At 29.5% G+C, this 18,902-nt stretch carries 22 protein-coding genes; 2 read left to right on the forward strand and 20 right to left on the reverse strand.

Annotated features, from left to right (window positions below; genetic code table 11):
- Positions 1–24 precede the first annotated feature (24 nt).
- The 5 genes from ACTNBA_RS12865 to ACTNBA_RS12885 all read right to left on the reverse strand — a co-directional run bounded on the left by ACTNBA_RS12865 (position 25) and on the right by ACTNBA_RS12885 (position 3,072).
- Positions 25–1,068, reverse strand: coding sequence for a F0F1 ATP synthase subunit delta (locus ACTNBA_RS12865; RefSeq protein ID WP_441074564.1), 1,044 nt, complete (start codon positions 1,066–1,068; stop codon positions 25–27).
- A gap of 2 nt (positions 1,069–1,070) precedes the next feature.
- A complete protein-coding gene (locus ACTNBA_RS12870) occupies positions 1,071–1,550 on the reverse strand; it encodes a F0F1 ATP synthase subunit B (RefSeq protein ID WP_035135392.1) in 480 nt (159 codons plus the stop codon).
- A 130-nt stretch (positions 1,551–1,680) separates the two neighbouring features.
- Entirely contained in the window at positions 1,681–1,929 is a 249-nt protein-coding gene (atpE, locus tag ACTNBA_RS12875; protein WP_035135390.1) for an ATP synthase F0 subunit C, read from the reverse strand.
- 83 nt (positions 1,930–2,012) lie between these two features.
- Entirely contained in the window at positions 2,013–2,693 is a 681-nt protein-coding gene (locus ACTNBA_RS12880) for a F0F1 ATP synthase subunit A (protein WP_441074565.1), read from the reverse strand.
- Positions 2,694–2,697: 4 nt separating this feature from the next.
- Entirely contained in the window at positions 2,698–3,072 is a 375-nt protein-coding gene (locus ACTNBA_RS12885) for an ATP synthase subunit I (RefSeq protein WP_035135386.1), read from the reverse strand.
- 822 nt (positions 3,073–3,894) lie between these two features.
- Here ACTNBA_RS12885 and ACTNBA_RS12890 point away from each other — a divergent pair.
- Positions 3,895–4,443 carry an NADH peroxidase gene (locus ACTNBA_RS12890; protein WP_035135384.1) on the forward strand — a complete coding sequence of 183 codons (549 nt, stop codon included), beginning with the start codon at positions 3,895–3,897 and terminating at the stop codon, positions 4,441–4,443.
- 171 nt (positions 4,444–4,614) lie between these two features.
- Here the strand turns inward: ACTNBA_RS12890 and upp are convergent, their stop codons facing one another.
- From upp to ACTNBA_RS12935, 9 genes are all read right to left on the reverse strand, one after another.
- The gene (upp, locus tag ACTNBA_RS12895) at positions 4,615–5,244 is read right to left on the reverse strand and encodes a uracil phosphoribosyltransferase (protein ID WP_343824941.1); all 630 of its coding nucleotides are present in this window, start codon (positions 5,242–5,244) and stop codon (positions 4,615–4,617) included.
- A 20-nt stretch (positions 5,245–5,264) separates the two neighbouring features.
- The gene (gene rpiB, locus ACTNBA_RS12900) at positions 5,265–5,714 is read right to left on the reverse strand and encodes a ribose 5-phosphate isomerase B (RefSeq protein ID WP_441074568.1); all 450 of its coding nucleotides are present in this window, start codon (positions 5,712–5,714) and stop codon (positions 5,265–5,267) included.
- Between the two features lie 14 nt (positions 5,715–5,728).
- Positions 5,729–6,778, reverse strand: coding sequence for an L-threonylcarbamoyladenylate synthase (locus tag ACTNBA_RS12905; RefSeq protein ID WP_441074569.1), 1,050 nt, complete (start codon positions 6,776–6,778; stop codon positions 5,729–5,731).
- Positions 6,779–6,806: 28 nt separating this feature from the next.
- The gene (locus ACTNBA_RS12910; protein ID WP_441074572.1) at positions 6,807–7,553 is read right to left on the reverse strand and encodes a ZIP family metal transporter; all 747 of its coding nucleotides are present in this window, start codon (positions 7,551–7,553) and stop codon (positions 6,807–6,809) included.
- 45 nt (positions 7,554–7,598) lie between these two features.
- On the reverse strand, positions 7,599–8,183 hold the full coding sequence (locus ACTNBA_RS12915) for a hypothetical protein (protein WP_346885077.1): 585 nt from the start codon (positions 8,181–8,183) through the stop codon (positions 7,599–7,601).
- A 32-nt stretch (positions 8,184–8,215) separates the two neighbouring features.
- Positions 8,216–9,292 carry a peptide chain release factor 1 gene (prfA, locus tag ACTNBA_RS12920; protein ID WP_441074573.1) on the reverse strand — a complete coding sequence of 359 codons (1,077 nt, stop codon included), beginning with the start codon at positions 9,290–9,292 and terminating at the stop codon, positions 8,216–8,218.
- Positions 9,293–9,366: 74 nt separating this feature from the next.
- Entirely contained in the window at positions 9,367–10,218 is an 852-nt protein-coding gene (prmC, locus tag ACTNBA_RS12925) for a peptide chain release factor N(5)-glutamine methyltransferase (RefSeq protein WP_441074575.1), read from the reverse strand.
- A gap of 22 nt (positions 10,219–10,240) precedes the next feature.
- Entirely contained in the window at positions 10,241–11,152 is a 912-nt protein-coding gene (locus tag ACTNBA_RS12930; RefSeq protein WP_346877567.1) for a DUF1385 domain-containing protein, read from the reverse strand.
- An 83-nt stretch (positions 11,153–11,235) separates the two neighbouring features.
- On the reverse strand, positions 11,236–11,835 hold the full coding sequence (locus tag ACTNBA_RS12935) for a thymidine kinase (RefSeq protein WP_441074577.1): 600 nt from the start codon (positions 11,833–11,835) through the stop codon (positions 11,236–11,238).
- 229 nt (positions 11,836–12,064) lie between these two features.
- Here ACTNBA_RS12935 and rpmE point away from each other — a divergent pair, with 229 nt between their 5' ends.
- Positions 12,065–12,274 carry a 50S ribosomal protein L31 gene (gene rpmE / locus ACTNBA_RS12940; protein ID WP_035135372.1) on the forward strand — a complete coding sequence of 70 codons (210 nt, stop codon included), beginning with the start codon at positions 12,065–12,067 and terminating at the stop codon, positions 12,272–12,274.
- 95 nt (positions 12,275–12,369) lie between these two features.
- Here the strand turns inward: rpmE and rho are convergent, their stop codons facing one another.
- From rho to spoIIR, 6 genes are all read right to left on the reverse strand, one after another.
- Positions 12,370–13,875 (reverse strand): transcription termination factor Rho, encoded by a 1,506-nt coding sequence (rho, locus tag ACTNBA_RS12945; RefSeq protein ID WP_441074579.1) that lies wholly within the window; start codon positions 13,873–13,875, stop codon positions 12,370–12,372.
- 383 nt (positions 13,876–14,258) lie between these two features.
- A complete protein-coding gene (locus tag ACTNBA_RS12950) occupies positions 14,259–15,197 on the reverse strand; it encodes a sigma-54 interaction domain-containing protein (RefSeq protein WP_441074581.1) in 939 nt (312 codons plus the stop codon).
- A 75-nt stretch (positions 15,198–15,272) separates the two neighbouring features.
- Positions 15,273–15,689, reverse strand: coding sequence for a YwiB family protein (locus ACTNBA_RS12955; protein ID WP_346846991.1), 417 nt, complete (start codon positions 15,687–15,689; stop codon positions 15,273–15,275).
- An 86-nt stretch (positions 15,690–15,775) separates the two neighbouring features.
- Positions 15,776–16,756 (reverse strand): tRNA 4-thiouridine(8) synthase ThiI, encoded by a 981-nt coding sequence (locus ACTNBA_RS12960; RefSeq protein ID WP_441074582.1) that lies wholly within the window; start codon positions 16,754–16,756, stop codon positions 15,776–15,778.
- 180 nt (positions 16,757–16,936) lie between these two features.
- On the reverse strand, positions 16,937–17,959 hold the full coding sequence (locus tag ACTNBA_RS12965) for a D-alanine--D-alanine ligase family protein (RefSeq protein WP_441074584.1): 1,023 nt from the start codon (positions 17,957–17,959) through the stop codon (positions 16,937–16,939).
- Positions 17,960–18,079: 120 nt separating this feature from the next.
- Positions 18,080–18,811, reverse strand: coding sequence for a stage II sporulation protein R (gene spoIIR / locus ACTNBA_RS12970; protein WP_035134350.1), 732 nt, complete (start codon positions 18,809–18,811; stop codon positions 18,080–18,082).
- Positions 18,812–18,902: the final 91 nt, after the last annotated feature.

Genomic DNA, 18,902 nt, shown 5'->3' on the forward strand with positions numbered 1-18,902 from the left:
TCTCACCACGATTTAAAGCCTGTATTACATGTCATCTCTAACATATCTAAGCTTACTTTTTACTGTTCCATCAGTAATATCATTTCCTATTTTAACTAATACTCCACCAACTATACTCTCATCTATTTCTTCATGGATTACTATTTTTCTACTATAGAACTTCTCAAGTCCTTTAGTTAACTTAATTCTCTCTTCATCAGTTAGTGGAATTACAGTCCTAACTGTGGCATTAAGAATTTTACCTTTTTCATCTAAATCTATAATACACTCTTGAGATTTAGCCTTACCAATCTTACATTTTTCACTATTAATTATCTCATCAATTGTAGCTTTAGTAGTTACATCTTCACCTATAATAACTTTGATATCATCTTTGTAAGACTCATCTACTATATTATTTATGACAATTTCTCTACTATAGAAATCCATTAACCAACCTCTTAATTTTTTTATTTCTTCTTCATTTAGAGGTTTGTTTGTTATAATATCTGCTAATAATTCTTTATTAAGCTCACTAAAGTTATATCTACCTACGTTACCTTCGGATATATTCTTAAGATCCATAAGTTTAGTCTTAATAGTTCCATCTATGGTTTCATCTCCTACAGAGATTAACATTCCACCTAATAGAGATTTATCTATTTCTTCTTCTATTATTACTGTCTTTTCATAACGTTTTTCTAACTTACTTTTAATAGTTTCTCGTTCATTATGATTTAATGGAATTACAGACTTAATTTTAGCTACAACGGTATTATTATTTTTAAGGTATACTAATCTAAACTGATTATACTTTTCTCTCAAATAAAGTATCCTTCCTTTATCAATAAGTAATAGTAAAAAACTTAAAAGTTCATCCTCTATCTTACCCTTAAATAATTCCTCAAATATTCTCTTTTTATTGTGCTTATTAATTTGAGGATTTCTGATAATCTTTATAAGTCCTTCATTATTATCCATTTCCTCAACTACTTCACCTAGTTCTTGCAAAACAGTTTCTATATTACCTGCTTCTTTACACATTTCATAAAGAGCTAGAGCATACCGCCTATCTAAAAATTCATACATTTTTAAATACCTACCTTAGCTATAAATTTATCAATTAACTCTCTGTGACTTTCTTCATTAATTTCTTTCTCTAAAGTTTTCTCAGCAAGTTTCATGGATAAATCAATAATTTCTTGCTTAATTTCTTTACTAGCTTTTTCTCTTTCCCTTTTTATTTCTTTAGTAGCTCGTTCTTTTATGTTAGCTACTTCTCTTTGTGAGTCTTCAACTATCTCAGCATAGACTTTATCAGCTTTTTGCTTATAACTCTCTACTAATTTCAAGCCATCATTTCTATATCTTTTAACATCTTCATCATACTTTTGTTTTAATAACTTCGCTCTTTCTTCTTCATCCCTAGCCTTTTTGAAAGCACTTTCCACTTCTTCTTTTCTAGTATTGATAACTGCTAAAGTCTTATTAAACACAAATTTTCTTAGTATTAAATAAAATATAAAGAAATTGATGGTTGATGGTACTATAATACTCCAATCAATATTCATAAGCTACGTTCCACATCATCCTCTTAATTTAATTACAAATATATACTACACTACCTACTATATCTTCTTCAAAATGCAACTAATTAAGATATGGAACTATACCCTCCTTCTCAATATTTTTACTAAGATATTAACCTTTTACTCCGAATAATATTAATAACAATCCAAGTAAAAATCCATATATAGCTGTGGCCTCTGATAAAGCTCCCCCTACTATTAAAGCACTCATTATTTTACTACTAGCCTCTGGTTGTTTTGCTATACTCTCTACTGCTTTACCAGTAGCATTTCCTGTTCCTAATCCTCCACCAATAACTGCAAGTGCTGCTATACCTGCTCCTAATGCTGACATTCCTGCTATAAAAGCTGCTGAATCCATTTATAATTCCTCCTCAAAAATAAATATTTTTTATATTTATAGTAATTTACTATTAATAATTTTTATTTAGTTAAATTTAGTTTTTAATGTTCTGCTGTAATCTTAATATTAATCATTGTTAACATTACAAAAATAATCATTTGTATGGTTCCATCAAATATATCAAAATAGAAATGGAACGGTATAGGTAATCCTATTGCTGCAATAAAATTTAATCCTGTAAGAGCTCCGTATAGAAGTTCCATGATCATTGTTGCTGCAAAGATATTTCCAAAAAGTCTTAGACTTAATGATATTGGAAGCATAATTCTCTCCATTATATTTATTGGTAACAATAATGGTACAGGAGATGCATATCCTTTAAAATAACCCCAAAGACCTAGCTTTTTAATAGTATGCCCTTGAATTACAAAAAAAGTAGTAAGTGCAATTCCTAAGCTTACACTAAAATCTGATGTAGGTGGCTTTATTCCAAATAACCCTACCATATTTAATAAAAATAAATAAATTCCTAAGGATCCTATGTAAGGAATAAAAGGACTTGAACCTGGTCCCATGTTATCTTTAACTACATTAGATAAAAATTCTATTCCAACTTCTACAATACTTTGTACCTTACCTGGAACTTTTTTAACCTTTCTACTATATAGAATGGATAAAACCAATGCTAATGCAATAAATACCCATTGTATAAAAACACTTGACATAATTTCATATTTATATCCAAAGATATTAATTGCAAACAAAGGTGCCATTTCTTCCATAACATCATACTCCTTTCTGACTCTTCAAGCTAAAACCATAACATAATATAGCTAATAGCTGAGCCGTATATCCTGCAATAAAAATAAAAAAGCTCACCTCACTTTTCTTAATTATAGCGAGAGATATTCCACAAACAAGTCCTATTCTAACTATATAGGATAAAAGTATTAATAAACCTTTAAATCTCTTATCCTTCATAATAATCATTTCAGTTGTCAGTGAGTTAATAATAAAATTCACAAAACTACAAATTATCCCCAATAAAAAAAACCAGGATATCCAGTTAAAGAATAACATTAAAATTAATGAAACTATAATTCCTATAATAGAATCAAATAAGCCAACAAGCTTAATAACCTCTGAGCACTCTTTATTCATTGGATTGGACCACCTCGCTTTTGCATATATGATATTATACATCTAGGTTCAAATCTTCTAAAACCTAAATTTCCACCAAATTAGGTCAAATTAGTTCTAAAGAAGTAAATAATCAATAATAGTACAAGTTCTCTCTGCTTTGCTACATTTTTTGAGGTTTTACAATAAAAGGATTATTTAAAAAAACTTTTATTCATTTGTCTGTTAAAACTGAAAATTTACAATAAGTAGTCAAAAGAATTTAAAATATCAATTATTTTCTGAATTAAAAGATTTCTTACTAAAATATTCCCTAATAAACTCTAATAAATCAATTTAAACCTCTACATTACACTTTATATATAAAAAAGTATATAATTGTATATTCATTGTATGCAATTTTTTATGCATTGCATTTATTAGAAAAACGGATGCTCCGTTTAATTTTACTTAATATTGATTAAATATTTATTAACTTATTCAAAATTCTAACTAATAAGGGCTACTCTTCTCTATAGAAACATTGTTTTTAGGCTTATTGCTTTACTTTTATCCTTTAAAGTTATTTTTATTGTATCTTATCGATGCTATTTCTATACTAAACTAAGTTATAAATATTTGAACTTTATATTAAAATACAGAATATTATATGATCTTAACCTTATTAAGTAATATAATAAAGTTATAGTATTTTTTTATTACCTAAAAAAAAATAATAAAAAATAATAATTTTCTCTTGATAATTATTATTTAATAGTATATAATAAGTTCATAAGATAAATACATCGAGAAAATCTAAAAACAAAAATTATTATAATATGAAGATTTAAGGAGGAAATATTTATGAAAAAATTTGTATGTACAGTTTGTGGTTATATTCACGAGGGAGATTCAGCTCCAGAGTTTTGTCCAGTATGTAAGGCAGGTGCTGATAAATTTGTAGAAAAATCAGAAGGCAACCTAGCTTGGGCTGATGAACACAGAATAGGAATTGCAGCAGAAGTTGATCAAGAAGTAATCGAAGGATTAAGAGCTAACTTTACTGGAGAATGTACAGAAGTTGGAATGTACTTAGCAATGAGTCGTCAAGCAGATAGAGAAGGATATCCTGAAGTAGCTGAAGCTTATAAGAGAATAGCATTTGAGGAAGCTGAACACGCAGCTAAATTTGCTGAATTATTAGGAGAAGTAGTTGTAGCAGATACAAAAACTAATTTACAAATGAGAGTTGATGCTGAGCATGGTGCTTGCCAAGGTAAAAAAGACCTTGCTACATTAGCTAAAAAATTAAATCTAGATGCAATTCATGATACAGTTCATGAAATGTGCAAAGATGAAGCTAGACACGGTGCTGCTTTCAACGGTTTATTACAAAGATATTTTGGTAAATAACCCCCATTCCCCCAATTTTATAAAATTTACCTAAATAATATATGGAGCTCTAGTATTAACTAGAGCTCCTTTTTGTATGGAATCTAATATGTTAATATTATTTTTCTTAGAAAAATACCCTGATTAGAAATCTAAATCTAATCAGGGCAATATTACAATTGTAATAATATACTACTTAGTTCCGAATAAACGATCTCCAGCATCACCTAAGCCTGGAACAATATATCCATGTTCGTTTAATTTCTCATCTATTGAAGCTAAATATATATCCACATCTGGATGTGCTTCCATAACAGCTTTTATTCCTTCAGGAGCTCCAACAAGACACATAAGTCTTATATTTTTAGCCCCTCTTTTCTTAAGAGCATTTATTGCATCTATAGCTGAACCTCCAGTTGCAAGCATTGGGTCAGTTACTATAATATCTCTATCTTCTATATCTTGAGGTAATTTACAGAAGTATTCTACCGGCATTAAAGTTTCTTCATCTCTATACATACCTATATGTCCAACTTTAGCTGCAGGTATAAGCTTAAGCATACCATCAACCATTCCAAGTCCAGCTCTTAGTATAGGTACTATTGCCATTTTCTTTCCTGCAAGAACTTTACACTTTGTAATTCCTATAGGAGTTTCAATTTCTACTTCTTCTAGTTGCATATCTCTAGTAACCTCATAAGCCATAAGCATAGCAACCTCTTCTACTAATTCTCTAAAGTCCTTAGACCCCGTATTTACATCTCTCATGAATGCTAATTTATGTAGTATTAATGGATGGTCTATTTGTGTAACTTTACTCATATGTTCTTATCCTCCTAAAATTATTTATTATATTTTTTTTCTATCTCCATTATCTTGTTAACCCTATTCTCGTGTCTTCCACCTTCAAAGGTTGATCCAAGAAATGCATCAACTATATCTAAAGCAAGTCCGATTCCTACAACTCTTTCTCCCATTGCTAATATATTGGCATTATTATGTTCTCTAGTTGCATGTGCACTAAAAGTATCACTGCATAGCGCCGCTCTTATTCCTGGTATTTTATTAGCTGATATACTTATTCCAATTCCTGTACCGCATATTAAAATTCCATAATCATATTCTTTAGCAACTACTACTTCAGCCACTTTTTCAGCAAAATCTGGATAGTCACAAGAATCTTCTGTATATGTACCATAATCCCTAACTTCTATGTTCTTTTTTTCTAAGTGTTTAATTACTTCTTTTTTTAATCTTAAACCACCATGATCACTACCTATTGCTATTTTCATATTTATCCCTCCAATTATACTTTTAATATGTTAAAGCCAGCACTTTTTTTAAGTCTATTCATTACTGCAGTACCTACTCCACTCTCTTCAAATGCTTCACAAAGAATTATATCAATGTCTATACTATCAAAACTTCTTAAAACTCTAAATAAATTTTTACCTATATCTTCTATATCACATCTTGCTCCAATAGAAACAACAGTTCCTTTATTATATAAAGATTTTGTTTCATCAGTTGCAATAATTCCAACTTTTTTACCTTGTTTAATATAATTTAATACTATTTCATTAATTTTTGCAACAACTTTATCTATATCACCGTCTACTATCTTCACAGGAGCCTTCGGTGCATAATGTCTATATTTCATTCCTGGTGCCTTAGGCTTAAAATCTTCTGTAGGCTTTGATAATACAGATGGATCTATATAAACCTGATTATCTATTTCCCTTAACATCTCTAAGGTTATAGCGCCTGGTCTTAAAATACATATAGGGGAAACTGTACAATCTACTATAGTTGATTCTACACCTACAATACTATTTTCTCCTCCTAATATATAGTCTACCTTTCCCTCTAAATCTTCAACACAACTTTCCATGTCTGTAGGACTAGGTCTACCGGATATATTAGCTGAAGGTGCTGCTATAGGTACTCCAGCGGCTTTTATTAAACCTATAGCGATATTATTTTGTGGCATTCTAATTCCCACAGTAGGCAACTTTGCACTAGTAACCTGTGGAACTAGTTCAGTCTTCTCAAGTATTATGGTTATTGGTCCTGGCCAAAACTTTTTTATTATTTCTCTTGCTACAATTGGTACATTTTTAACATAGGGCTCTATATTATAATCCCCTACATGAATAATCAGAGGATTATCTTGTGGCCTACCCTTTGCCATAAAAATTTTAGCTACTGCTTCACTATCTAACGCATTAGCACCTAATCCATATACGGTTTCCGTAGGGAAGGCTACAAGGCCACCATCTTTTATAACTTTTCCTGCTTCTTTTATCACACTTTCATCTGGAGTCTTCTCACTTAACATCACAACTTTTGTTTTCATACCTATTAACACCCACTTCAATAATCCATTAAAATAAATTTATCATTACAAACCCAAATATAATTCCAAATATAATCCACATTGCATTTGTATAACTACTATGCAATTCATTGCTTTCCGGAAGCATTTGCCCAAAAGCTACATAAAGCATAATTCCACTGGCAAAGGCAATACTATAGCCTAAAAACGAAGATGATATAGAATTAATTAACATGCCTATCCAGGCTCCTATAACAGTTGGAAATGCTACTAAAAAACTATACCATAAAATTTTAAATGGTTTCTTGCCAGCAGCTATTAACGGTGTTGCCATGGCAATTCCTTCTGGTATATCATGAATGGATATTAATATACTCATCTTTATACCTAATCCCGAACCCTTAACAAATCCAAAACCCATTATAATGCCTTCTGGAAAGTTGTGCATCATTAACCCTAAAGCCATTAATATTGCAACTTTTGTATGATTTATCATATTTGGATTTCTATCATTACTGTGGCTACTTACTTTAATTAAACAATCTATAAAATATATAACTATTACTCCAATAATTATAACTATGAGAGTTCTAATAAAGCCAATCTTATCAATTGATTCTGGTATAAGTTCTAAGAAAATTATTGATATAATTATCCCTGTAGCAACTGCCAATAAAACTCCTAATAACTTGTCAGTAGGATTTTTTAAGGATACTCCAATTAATGCACCAACCATAGTTCCTATTAGAGATACTATAGCAGAAAAAATTCCTATTATAAATATAGTACTATTCATAATTTCTCCTTGAAAATTATTATTAGTAAAATATATTTATAAATTCTATGTTTTATTCTGTTTTCTATATTCTTTTATATTAGCTATAGCATCCTCAGTAAATACAGCAGTTACACAATACTTAAAAAGTAGATCTAATAGCATATATTTCTTTACTCCACCTCGTTTTACTACAAAGTAATAATAGTCATCATCCTTAGGCATTTTTACTTTAACATAATATTTTCCTATGCCACTGAATCTCTCTAGCACTTTATTCGTAACCAATCTCAATCTTTTATTCCTAAACTTAGACTTTGTTATTATCAATATATCAAAGTACTTTTCTTGAGGTATTGTATGAATAATTGCTACTTTACTATAGTGAATTTTATATTTTATTCTACCACCTAAAATAGATATCAGTATTTTATCTTCATATAATTGAAATTTTAAATATTCTTCATTGTATCTCATTAGTACAGAAAATAATATTAAACTTTCAATAACACAAAGATATATAATAAAAAATATATTTATTTGTTTAGCTATAAGCAACACTATAGGCAATATTATAAAAATAAAGCCCATAGATAGCATAAACCTTTTGTAAGATTTTCTTTGCTTCTTTAGGACTTTATCTATATCCATTAAGTAATCCTCCACCTTACAAAATTTAATACCTAAATACCATTTCCCATTGCCTTCATTTTTTCGGCTTGGTCAGCAGTTATTAACCCATCTAACATCTCATCTATATCTCCATCTAGGAAAGCTTCAAGTTTATAAAGAGTTAATCCTATTCTGTGATCTGAAACCCTTCCTTGAGGATAGTTATAGGTTCTAATTCTTTCACTTCTATCTCCAGTTCCAACTTGACTCTTTCTATCATCTGCAATTCCTTTAGCTCTTTCTGCTTCTGCTGCTTCATATAGTCTAGCTCTTAATATTTTCATAGCCTTTTCCTTGTTTTTAAGCTGGGATTTTTCATCTTGGCATGAAACTACAAGTCCTGTTGGTAAGTGAGTCATTCTTACTGCTGAATCTGTTGTATTAACGCACTGTCCACCATTTCCTGAAGCTCTAAATACGTCTATTTTTATATCATTCATATTTATGTCGATATCTACGTCCTCAACTTCTGGAAGTACTGCAACAGTGGCTGTAGATGTATGGATTCTACCACTTGATTCCGTGTCAGGTACCCTTTGAACTCTATGCACTCCACTTTCATACTTTAATTTACTATAAGCCTTATCACCCTTAACCATGAATACTACTTCTTTAAATCCACCAATATCAGTTTCATTAGCACTCATTATTTCTACTTTCCATCTGTTACGCTCTGCATATCTTGTATACATTCTAAATAAGTTAGCTGCAAATAAGGCTGCTTCATCTCCGCCAGCTCCACCTCTAACTTCTATAAATACGTTCTTATCATCATTAGGGTCTTTAGGTAATAATAATATTCTTATTTCTTCCTTAGACTTGTCGCATTGTTCCGTTAATGCCTTTATATCTTCTTGAATCATCTCTCTCATTTCTCTATCTGATTCTTCATTTAGCATTTCTTTATTTTCAGCTAATGCATTTTCAGCATCTCTGTATTCTCTATACTTTCCTACTATTATCTCTAATTCTGCATGCTCTTTACAAAGTTTTTGCCACTCCTTTTGATTAGCCATAATACTAGGATCACTAATCATATTTGATAATTCATCATATTTGTTTTCTAAAAAACCTAATCTCTCTAACATATATTAACACTCTCCGTAATTTAATCATAAATCTTAATTTTTTACATCATTACATTATATCATAAAAATATTATTTATGGTAACTTTCCTATGACAACTCGATGATTTCCACCCAAATCCCTTAAACTATATATATCACTAAATCCTTCAGTTTTCATGATAGATTTTACTTCCATTTCCTGATCATGTCCTATTTCAAAGCATAAATATCCATCAGAGGAAAGTACCTCTTTTCCTTCTTTGCATATCCTTCTATAGAAATCAAGTCCATCTTGACCTCCTGAAAGAGCTAGGTGAGGTTCATAGTCTTTAACATCTCCCATAAGTGTAGGAATTACTTCCTCCTTAATATATGGTGGATTTGACACTATCATATTAAATTTTAAACCTTCTTTTATTGGTAATTGAAATAAATCACTTTTATTTACATTGGTCTTTTCTCCTAAATTTAAATTTGAAATATTTTTTTTAGTTACATTTAATGCTATATCACTTATGTCGTATAACCACACTTTGCTATTTTCCACATAATGGCCTATGGAAATTCCAATATCTCCACTTCCACAGCACATATCACATATTAAACTTATATTATTTTTCTTTATTATAGAAATACACTCTTCTACTAAAATCTCTGTATCTGGTCTTGGTATCAACACTCCCTCTTCTACGAAAAAGTTAATACCCATAAATTCAACTTGCCCTAGAATATATGCCATAGGCTTTTTGCAACTTCTTAAATTTATAAGTTTAAAAAACTCTTGCTCTTTATCTAAAGTTAATATTTCTGACCTGTTCATAATTATATACAACTTTTCTACATTTAAAACCCTACATAATAGAAGCTGTGCATCTATTATGTATGATTCAATATCACTACTTTTTAATATATCATATGCCTTTATTAACGCTTCATTTATATTCATATTGTTCCTCATTCACTATAATTCATTCTAACCCCTCTGCAGCTTTTAATGAAGTTATTGCAACTTCAAGCATAGATTCATCCGGTTCTTGTGTTGTTATCTTTTGCAAAAGTAACCCTGGCCATGCAATAATTTTTGATATTTTACTATCACTCTTTCCTAGCCATTTTATAACCTCATAAGTTACTCCAGATACCACTGGTAGTAATAATACTCTAGAAATCACTCTCTGACCTATAGATTGCCATCCCGTGAAGGAAAATATAATTATACTAATAACCATAACTAAGAATAAAAAATTAGTTCCACACCTTGGATGGAGTCTTCCAAACTTCTTAGCATTTTCTGGTGTTAAATTTATACCACTTTCATAGCAAAATATAGTTTTATGCTCAGCTCCATGATATTGATATACTCTTTTTATGTCTTCTAGTTTTCCAACAATAAATATATAGCTTATAAATATTATAACTCTTATTATTCCTTCTATAATATTTAAAACTACCACATTAGATGTTATTGTTTTTTTTACCAAACTAGTTAATGCCGTTGGTAAAATAAAAAAGAGTAATATAGAAAAAGCTAGGGAAAGAACTAATGATATACCCATTAGTACACTATTTCCTTTCTCCTTAAAAACTTTATCAAACCATTTATCAAATTTGGATTCTGACTCTTCCTCATCATCCTCAAAGAAGGAAGCTGAATACTCTAAGCTTTTTATACCTATAATTAATGATTCTATAAGAGATATAAATCCTCTAATTATAGGAAATCCAAAAAATTTATTTTTCTTAGTCAAGCTTTCACTTGATTCTTTTTTAACTTCAATACTACCATTAGGAAGCCTTACAGCAGTTGCAAGCCCCTTAGATCCCCTCATCATTACACCCTCTATAACTGCCTGTCCCCCGACCGTTGTCTTCTTTTCCATTTTAACACCTGCCTTCTATTTCATATTTCTTATTTCTAACTTCATAATACTATCTTAATATAAGCATCCTATTATTTTAGTTGTTATCTACTATTTGCTGCTTCCTCTTCATACTTAATATAACATTCTGCACAAAGAGACTCGTACTCTACATTGTCTTCATTATCAATGGCAACTTGATTACCTTCAAAAACAAATTTACCATTAATCTTTCTTCCATTTAATATAGCTTTCTTACCACATTTACAAATTGTTTTTAGCTCCTCTAAACTATGAGCTACTAGTAAAAGTCTTTCACTACCTTCAAAGCCCTCCATCTGAAAATCTGTTCTTAAACCATAGCATATTACTGGAATATTTAATTTAACAGCTATCATAAACATTTCATCAACTTGATCTTTTGTAAAAAACTGAACTTCATCTGCTAGTATGCAGTGAATTTGTCCATTTTTCTTTATATAATCTTCTACAGTAGTAAAAATATTCTCTCCTTTAGAAAAACTTAAATCTACTTCTTTTGTAACTCCAAGCCTAGATACAATTTTATTTCCTCCCTTTGTATCAGTCTTGGGTTTAATTATTATTACTTTCATTCCTCTTTCTTCATAATTATAAGCTACTTGAAGAAGATTTGTAGACTTTCCACAATTCATTGCTCCATATCTAAAATATAGTTTACTCATAGTAATATTCCTCCAAAGTCCATCAATTAATCACATAATATTATTTTAGTAGAAAAAACTCCATTAATCAAATTAATATTATAAGTACATTTTCAAAAATAAATATTTTTATATACACTAATACTATATAATACAATTAATAATCATATTGACCTTATTTTATCTCTATGTTATAATCTAATAGTTGATAATACGGGTATGTATGTTATATCGAAAGAGGTGAAATGAAATGCAAGAAGGAATACATCCAAACTATAACGACGAAGCTGTTGTTAAGTGTGCTTGTGGTAATACTTTTGTAACAGGTTCTGTTAAATCAGAATTAAAAGTTGATATTTGTTCAAAATGTCATCCATTCTTTACTGGTAAGCAAAAGAATGTAGACGTTGGTGGAAGAGTTGACAAGTTTATGAAAAAATTCAACCTTAAAAGCGAATAATCATATATATTTTTATGTAGGAGAAGAATACTTCTCCTATTTTTTTATGTCCAAAAGCCATAGGTATAAACTCTACCTATGGCTTTTCATATAATCTATTTTAATATATCTTGGTTTTTAGATACAATTTCAAAAAATTCTTCATTATTGTTAGTTTTTGATAAAATTCCTATAAGTTTTTCAGTAACAGCTTGAGGGTTCCCTGTCTTATACATAATCTTTCTTATGTTATAACTAACTTCAAGCTGTGATTTTGTAAGAAGCAAATCCTCTCTACGAGTTCCTGACTTATAAATATCTATAGCTGGGAAGATTCTACGTTCTTGTAGCTGTCTATCAAGGTGTACTTCCATGTTACCAGTACCCTTAAACTCTTCAAAAATCATATCATCCATCCTACTTCCAGTCTCAACCAAAGCTGTAGCAAGAATAGTTAAACTTCCGCCTTCCTCAACATTTCTAGCTGCACCAAAAAACTTTTTAGGCATAAGTAAAGCTCCTGTATCTAATCCACCTGATAGAGTTCTACCCGTTCTAGTTATTGTTAAGTTGTAAGCTCTAGCTAATCTTGTTAAACTATCTAAAAGAATTATTACATCTTGTCCTTGTTCTACCATCCTTTTTGCTCTTTCAAGCACCATATAAGCTACCTTCGCATGATGTTCTGGCTCTTCATCAAAGGTTGAGTAAATTACATCTCCCTTAATAGATCTTTGCATGTCTGTAACCTCTTCTGGTCTTTCATCGATAAGAAGTACTATAACTTTAACTTCTGGATGATTAACTGCTATACTATGAGCAATTTTCTTTAAGATAGAAGTCTTTCCGGCTTTAGGTGGAGCAACTATTACACCTCTTTGACCTTTCCCTATAGGTGATAATATGTCCATTAATCTAGTTGATAAATCTTTAGAATCCTCAGTTTCTAATTTCAATCTCTCTGTAGGATATATAGGAGTTAGTCTCTCAAAAGATGTTCTCCCAACAGCTCTCTCTGGATTTTCACCATTTATTTTTGTTACTTGTAGAAGAGCTTGATATTTTTCTCCTTCTTTAGAGCTTCTTACTTTACCTTCTACTTCATCACCATTCTTAAGATTAAATCTTCTAACTTGAGATATTGAAACATATATATCGTTATTTCCACTTAAATAGTTATTCATTCTAAGTAATCCAAAATTAGCATTGTCACTTAATTCGAATATTCCTTTTGATGTTTCTGATTCACTTATTAAACTCTTTAATCTTTCACGCTTCTCTTCTATACTATCAACCTTTTCTTCCACTACAGTTTCCTTTGATTCTTCAATGTCCAAACCTTTACTAATAACTTCATCTTTACTATTATCTTCTTCTACATCTTTCTTAGTAAGTTTCTCCTTAAGAATTATACCTTCTTTTTTTATTTGAGCAGGTTGTATTTTTTCATCATCCTTATGGGAATCTTCTTCATTTTTAATCTCACCAGATTTTAAAGATACTCTTTCAATTTCTTCAATTAATTCATTCTTTTTAAACTTAGTAATATTTTTTATTCCTAATTCCTTTGCAATACTCTTTAATTCTATAACACTCATGCTATGTAAATTTTCACTATTCAAAGGATCACCTCCTAATTGTATATTTCATTTAAATGTAACTTTGGAAAATAATATTTATATGATTAATATAATTCGATATTATTTATAAATGATAGAAATTTGAAGCTTTCTTTTAAAATGTATTAAAATTTTGTATTGTTTATTTTATTTGTTTAATCTATTCATATAATTATATATAACTAAACTTGCTGTAGTATAGATTTTACTATATAAGTATACACTATATTTTCAAAAAATCTATTACCAACTAAAATATTTATTGTTATATCAATAAATATTTTACTTTAAATTGAAAAATCTAAGAACTCTGTTTATCATTTTAACCAAATATTTCTATACATATACAGAACTAAGCTATTTAAATAATCTATTATAATTTAAAACTACTTATCCTTATCTATCAAATCCATTATATTATACTTAGTTATTTTATATTGAAGTGTTTGCCTTGGTATATTAAGAAATTTACTTGCTTTACTTACATTATTACTATGAATAATTAAAGCTTCCTTTATATATTTAATTTCCATATTCACAAGTTTATCTTTAAGGGACAAACTTTCAATAATATTTCCTAATTGCAAATCAGATATTTCAATAATTCCATGCCTTTTATAATTTAAAGCACCTTCGATTATATGTTCTAATTCTCTCACATTTCCATCATAGTCCTTTTTCATTAAAACTTCTAATGCATAACTATCTATTCCATTAACACTAGTACCTAACCTTTTATTATGCTTTTCTATAAACATTGATACAAGTATAGGTATGTCTTCTTTTCTAGAATTTAATTCAGGCATGTTAATTCTTATAACATTAAGTCTATAGTATAAATCCTTTCTTAATTTATTGCTCTTAACTAAAAAATCAGGATTCTCATTTACTGATGCTATTATTCTTATATCTGTTTTTCTAGTGTTAGTCTCACCGATTCTTCTAAATTCTCCTTCTTGAAGAACCCTTAAGAACTTTCCTTGAAAAATTATATCCATAGAATTTAACTCATCTAAATACAAAGTACCACCATTGGCTATATCAAATAACCCTTCTGACTCTATAGCTCCAGTAAAACCACCTTTTCCTACTCCAAAAAAAATACTCTCTAACAAGTTGTCTGGAATTGCAGCACAGTTCTGTGCTATAAAGGGTTTTTTTCTTCTTATTGAACTATTATGTATAGCTTGTACTATCAATTCTTTTCCTGTGCCAGTATCACCATAAACGAAAATTGGAGATTTTGAATTACATACCTTCATAGCTAATTCTTTAACATTTCTTATTTCTTTACTATTCCCAATTATATCTTCAAAGCTATACAAAATTCACAACTCCTTTAATAATAGAAGCTATGCATTATATAATTCTGCATAGCTTCTAAGTAAAACATTTTTGTACTATTTAACATTTATGGTAGCTACAAGCTTAGTATTAATAATTTGGTCTTTGGCTATTATTACATCATAGTCAACTTTTACTTTTCCACCAGCTTCATTAATATCTATGTTTACATCATTAGTTTTAATTTTAATAGATAATCCACCATGAGGAGTATTATAAAGAATAGACGAACTACTCCCATTTTTAAACTCCATATTAGTATTTACGTCCCCTTCTCTTATAAGATTAAAATAATTTTCACCTATTCTAAAAGTAGTTAATGTATCCCCTAACCCCGAAAGTTCTGTTTCTTCATATGTAGCAACATACTCATCATCTTCTTTAAAAAATGATCCTGGACTAACAATTTCAATACATTCATCCTCATCATTATTCTGTATACTACTTACTCTAATTATAGCATCCTTATCCATAATATTTACCTCTATTCTTCCTAAGAATCTTATTTAAAATATATTCAAACTCTAAGGCTATTTTATTTACTCTTCTAAAAACTTTTCTATATAAGATAAGAATTTATTTCCTCATCAGTTGCACAAATCTCTTCTACAGTCCTGTGATCCTTACTTCCAAACTCTGAATATCTAACAGTGGCCTTTGGTTCATCTTTACCTTTACTATATCTTATAGCAATCTTAGCTGCAATAGATATTACTTCTTCTGTAGCTTCACCTATAATTACTATCATAGAACCATTAAAGTCCTGAACTAACAGTATTGTATCACCTTCCTTAAGAAGACTTTTTATCATTTCTCCTTCTTCTTGAGTTCTTGTAGATATAACTTTAGCCTTAGGTGTAACTCTAAAATGACGACCTATTCTAAGTAATTCAAGCTCTCGTTCCTCTGGATTTTGGTTATGAGATAAAAGTTCTTTTAACCTAACAGAATAATTTGGCTCTGTTAATTTGCATCCTCCTGCTGGTGATGGATATTCCTTTATACCCCACTTATCAGCAAGCTCCATTTGAATCTTTCTTCCTCTACCTTGAATATTTAAAAGTCTTTCCCTATCTACAAGGCCATTCTCTTCCATCTCTGTAGGTTTAAGATTTTTAGCACAAAGAGGACGAAGAATTTTACTTCCTATTCCACTTTCATTTTTAACTTTATCTAATGCACTTCTATTTTGAGACATAGGTCTTTGATTTAAAACCTCTCCAGTTATAATAAAATCTGCATTTAATTTTTCTAAGAGTTGTCCACAGTACTTCATCATCATAGCATGACAATCAATACAAGGATTCATATTTTTTCCATATCCGTTTTTAGGATTTTTAACCATCTTAAAATGTTCTTCCTTAAAATCTACTACTTCTAAAGGAATATCTATCTGTTTTACCATTCTTCTTGCATTTTCTTCGTTAAAAAAATAAGATTTAAAGCATATTCCAATAACCTCAATTCCTTGATCTTTAATTAACTTTGCTGCAAGAATACTATCTAAACCGCCTGAAACCATAGCTAATGCTCTTGTCATTTTTTTCTTCACCTAACTCTCTTAGTTTCTTTATCTTGTATCTTTTACTCTAATCTATAGTATATTAATCTCTTTATATCATATTAACTTATAGAAATATTAAAAATAACACATATAATAATATTACTATTTTCTTTTATTACTAGCAACTTGAAAGTAATGGTTAGTAAATTTTACTTACTAACCTCTTTCAACTGCCAATTCAATTAATCTATCTATAAGATTACTATAGGATAACCCTGTAGCTTCCCACATCTTAGGATACATGCTTATACTTGTGAAGCCTGGTATAGTGTTTACTTCATTTAAATATATTTCTCCACTTTCCTTATCTACTAAAAAGTCCACTCTAGCCATGCCTGCACAATCTAACTTTTTATAAATTTTAAGGGATAAATTTCTTATAGTAGCCATTTCTTCATCATTTAAATTAGCTGGAATTAAAAGTTTAGATTCCGCATTAGAATACTTAGCTTCATAATCATAAAATTCCTTAGCTGGAATTATCTCTCCTGGAACTGAAGCTTTAGGGTCATCATTTCCAAGTACAGAAACTTCTATTTCCCTAGCATTTAATCCTTCCTCTACAAGAATCTTTCTATCATGTTTTAAAGCTTCTATTAATCCATTTTCAAGACTTTTTCTATCATGAGCTTTAGTTATTCCTACAGAAGAACCACTGTTAGCTGGTTTTACAAAACAAGGATATCCTAGGTTATGTTCAATTTTATTTATAAATTTCTCACTATCATTTCCATAATCAAAGGCATTTACCACTACATAGTCTGCTTGTTTTATACCTTCATGTTCTAAAAGATATTTCGTATAAACCTTATCCATACATACAGATGAACTCATAACTGAAGGACCTACACATGGTAATTTCATCAGTTTACATAGACCTTGAATAGTACCATCCTCACCATACATACCATGAAGTACAGGAAAAACTACATCTACCTCTTTATTTAGTAATAATTTAATTCCATCTCCAACTTGATTTTTATAGTCTTCTTCCCATTTTCCATTTCCTATATTCTCTATATCACCTTTATAAAGAAACCATTTTCCCTCTTTAGTTATACCTACTGGAAATATACTATATTTTTCTTTATCTATATGATTTAGAACAGATGTTGCCGATACCCTAGACACCTCATGTTCTGTTGATTGTCCTCCAAACAGTATTGCTACCTTCTTCATATTTATCACTCCTAACAATAATTTTATCCTTGGTACAATCTATTCACTATGAAAATAAATAGTGAACATAAATAAATTATACTCCTTATATTTTATATATGTTCACTACCATATTCAATATTATTTAAACAGATTTTTCAATATATCTTCTATTTTAAATTTTATTACTATATTATCATCTTCCGTATTATCCGCTAAAGCATCACTAACTTCTTTAATCTCTTCTATTTTTTCACTACTAACATTTTCTGAATTAGTGTTATCCACCATATTGAATTCTTCATCATCTAAAACTTTTTTCATTTCCTCTTCAGTCTCTTCATAGGCAACTTCACCTTTTGTTATATCTACAAAACATATAGGAGGAAACATAACACACCACCAATTTTGGCCTTCACCAGTTCCAATTATTATTCTATATGCTTCATATTCTCCTTGAGGCAAAGTAATATTACCATAGGTTTTAACAGGAAAATTCTCTTTATCTAGGGTAGATTCTACAGAATAGTCATAACCATTTTCTTTTATAACTTCTCTAGCTATCTCAAGAACTTTTTCGTTTTCCCTATTTAAAATCTCTCTTGATTCTTCTATATTCTTACTGTCTTTTAAAAGTGGTTGTACATATTCTAAAACTTTATCTCTAACTTTAAGCTTTAGATTTTGATCTTTTTCACTATCACTATTAGCAATAACGTGAAACCTAATTAACTTTCCTGATATATCTTCTATTGAAACATTATCAGACATCTTATTTTCAGAAATAAAATTAGCTGCTTCAACTCCCTGTACCTTAACTAAAAGTATAACTATAAAAAATATGGTAACAACTATAGATATAATTTTTTTCATCGTTTCTTCCTCCTAAAACTTAAAATCATATCTTAATTGTTACCACATGGACAAGTTATATTCACTTTTAATAATATTTTTATTAATATTT

The sequence above is a fragment of the Clostridium sulfidigenes genome, assembly GCF_052067195.1.
Taxonomy (GTDB): Bacteria; Bacillota; Clostridia; order Clostridiales; family Clostridiaceae; genus Clostridium_J; species Clostridium_J sulfidigenes.